General features: G+C 66.7%; 3 protein-coding genes and 2 pseudogenes. 4 read left to right on the top strand and 1 reads right to left on the bottom strand.

The features are described from left to right. Positions 1-206 (top strand): annotated as a pseudogene (locus tag ABZT06_RS50380) (TetR family transcriptional regulator); the annotation flags it as partial. 171 nt (positions 207-377) lie between these two features. Here the strand turns inward: ABZT06_RS50380 and ABZT06_RS50385 are convergent. Further along, the gene (locus ABZT06_RS50385; protein ID WP_355756645.1) at positions 378-1,181 is read right to left on the bottom strand and encodes a helix-turn-helix transcriptional regulator; all 804 of its coding nucleotides are present in this window, start codon (positions 1,179-1,181) and stop codon (positions 378-380) included. Between the two features lie 120 nt (positions 1,182-1,301). On the opposite strand from ABZT06_RS50385, the gene ABZT06_RS50390 reads away from it, so the two are divergent. From ABZT06_RS50390 to ABZT06_RS50400, 3 genes and pseudogenes are all read left to right on the top strand, one after another. After that, positions 1,302-1,724, top strand: a complete 423-nt coding sequence (locus ABZT06_RS50390; RefSeq protein WP_355756647.1) for a hypothetical protein — start codon at positions 1,302-1,304, stop codon at positions 1,722-1,724. Positions 1,725-1,741: 17 nt separating this feature from the next. Next, positions 1,742-2,752 (top strand): NAD(P)-dependent alcohol dehydrogenase, encoded by a 1,011-nt coding sequence (locus ABZT06_RS50395; RefSeq protein ID WP_355756650.1) that lies wholly within the window; start codon positions 1,742-1,744, stop codon positions 2,750-2,752. A gap of 135 nt (positions 2,753-2,887) precedes the next feature. Next, positions 2,888-3,010: pseudogene (locus ABZT06_RS50400) on the top strand (IS982 family transposase); the annotation flags it as partial.

Below are 3,010 nucleotides of genomic sequence, written 5' to 3' on the forward strand. Positions count from 1 at the left end.
CCCGCGCCCAGACCGCCGGCACCGCCCGGGAAGACATCGACGGCACCGACCTGTTCGCGCTGATCGCGGCACTCGCATGGCTCGGCGACCAACCCTCCCTCGCCCCACGCGCCGACCACCTCTTCGACGTCGTCGCAAGCGCGATTCTGACCACCGCAACGAGCAGCGATGCCGAGGAGGAACGCCGCCCGGGGTCCCGTAGCTGAAATCGTCACGCAGGCGGGCCGGCGAACTCGGCCGCGGAGTGCTTGTCAATATGTGTGGATGAGCTGGCCTAGATGATCAATTCCAAGGGGTCAGTGGCTTCGTATGCGGTGAGCGAGCGCATGACGGGTTGACGGTTTGGTCGCCGCGCGGGGCTGTGGCGGGCGGATCGGTTACCGCTTGAGGAGTTCGGCCAGCATGGCAGTGGTCGCTTGGTCAGCCGGTAGGAACGCCTCAAGTCGTAGTTCGGCGATTGTGACGTCGATAGCGGTGCCGAAATGGGTGAGCGTGGTGATGAGCGTCAGCTCCCTGCCGTCGGCCGGATCGTGTGCCCGTAGGCGCAGCGGTACGGCGAAGCCGAGGTGGTGCGGTGACTCGCGCGGACGTGGTGGTGCCAGGTCGGTGAGTTCGGAGGCCAGCCTGTGGAGTTGGTCGTCTGGGTTGCGCACGCTCTCGGCCTGAATGCGGTCGATGACGTGCCACGCCCACTCGTCGAAGTTGACGATGCGTGGCGCGAGGCCCTGCGGATGCAGCAACACCCGGGGCACGCTTACCGGAGGCACGAGCAGATGCGGGGCCACACCAGCGGTGAGCGCGTGGAAGGCGGCGTTGGCCGAGACGAGGTCACCGTGCCTGTCGACGACCACCGCCGGGTACGGCAGGTGGCCGTGCAGGATCCGTTCGAGGGCCGTGCGAATCGGTTCGAGCTGGGGGTCGTCCAGTCGGGTCTGCGGGTAGACCGGTGCGAATCCGGCCACAAGGAGCAGTTCATTGCGCTCGCGGATCGGCACCTCCAGGGATTCGGCCAGCCGGATGATCAATGACCGGCCGGGGGTGGACCGTCCGCTCTCGATGAAGCTGACGTGCCGCTGTGTGGTTCCGGCACGCACGGCCAGTTCCAGCTGGCTGACGCGCCGCCGAGTGCGCCACTGACGCAACGCTCCGGCGAGCCCGTCTCTGGTCGATTCGCTGATCACCCCTCTTGTGTAACCCGATCGGCTGCCGATCCGCGATTCCCTGCGAGGAATTGCCGCGCGACGGCCAGCGCGGCACGGTCGTTGCCGCACGCCGACCATTCGCAACCGAGGGGACCAACCATGGTTGACTTTGACATCCGCAACCTCGCCGACCGCTACGTTGCCGTGTGGAACGAACCCGATGCGGAGCGACGCCGCTCCGCGTTTCGTGAGCTATGGTCCGCCGATGCTGTCCATGTGCTGCAGCCTCCCAAGGAGATCCTGCAGACCGCTGAAGGGCTGGGCTTCGACCGTCTCGTTCTGGAGGCTCGCGGGCACCACGCGCTGGAGTTCCGGGTGACGCGCGCCTACGAGGAGTTCGTCGCGCCGGGCACCTTCGTCTTCCGGTCGCGCGGCAACACCGACCGGCTCCACGATGTCGTCAAGTTCAACTGGGAGATGGCGCCGCGGGACGGTGGTGAGGTCGCCGGTGTCGGGCTGGAGATCCTCATGCTCGGCCCCGACGGCCGCATCGTCAGCGACTACCAGTTCATCGAGGGATGACGGCAATGCTCCCATCGATGGTGCGCAGTTACCACGTCAGCGCCGGCGGCGGTATCGATGGCCTCTCGCTGCGCACGCACGAACCACGCACACCCAAGGAGGGGGAGGTCGCGGTCGCGGTCCACGCTGCCTCGCTCAGTTTTCGCGAACTTCTCGTGCTACGGGGGGAGTACGTGCTGCCCGTCAAACCGGGCGTCATACCGGTCTCGGACGGTGCTGGCGAGGTCGTCGCAGTTGGGCCGGACGTCCGGCGGGTGCGCCCAGGTGACCGCGTCACCGCCGCACTGTTCCCGCGGTGGCTGGACGGCCCGCTGGAACCGGCATACCTGCCGCAACTGGGTGGCTCGCTCGACGGAATGCTGACCGAGCTGGCCATCCTCCCCGAGGACGCCCTCGTGCACATCCCCGACCACCTCTCCTACGCCGAGGCGGCGACCCTTCCCTGCGCCGCCGTCACGGCATGGAACGCCCTGACCGGCGACGGCCGCGGAATCCAGCGCGGACAGACCGTGCTGGCCACCGGCTCCGGCGGCGTGTCGCTGTTCACCGTGCAGTTCGCCAAACTCCTGGGCGCGAGAGTAATCGCCACGACAAGCCGCGCGGATAAGGAACAGCGCCTTCGCGATCTGGGAGCGGACGACGTCATCAACTACCGCAACATCCCGAACTGGCACACCGCCACCCGTGAACTCACCGCCGGGCGAGGGGTCGACCGCGTCGTCGACACCGCCGGAACGCTGGAGCAGTCGCTGAAGTCGGTCGCCGTCGACGGACACATCGCCTTCGTCGGGTCCGTCTCCGGCAACTGGCCACCGGTCGACCCTCGTCTGCTGTTCGGCGTCGCCGCTACGGTCCGCGCATTGGCCGTCGGCAGTCGCGCCCAGTTCACCTCAATGAACAACGTCATCACCGCGCATCGGCTCCGACCAGTCCTCGACCAGGTGTTCCCGTTCGAAGAAGCCGTGGCAGCGTACGGGTACTACGAATCGGCCAGCCCGTTCGGAAAGGTGATCATCAAAATCAGATAGCCGACGAGCATGCATGGTTGGGGGAATGCCGCACACGCTCCGTCATTGGCAGACCAGTACGCGTCAGTGCGAGCTGGATGATCTATCCCAAGATATGCCTGCGGAGACGAGGACGAGGGTGTCGAAGATCGTTTTGTGACCAACAACCTAGACACCCTCGCGACCGCACTCTACGCGACGACGGATGACCTGCTGAAGGAGCATCCCGGCCTGGCGCCTCGGCGTCCGCAGGTCGGGATCGCTCCCCGCCTGAGCGAT

This window comes from Streptomyces sp. NPDC005483 (assembly GCF_040606035.1).
In the GTDB taxonomy this organism is placed as follows: Bacteria; Actinomycetota; Actinomycetes; order Streptomycetales; family Streptomycetaceae; genus Streptomyces.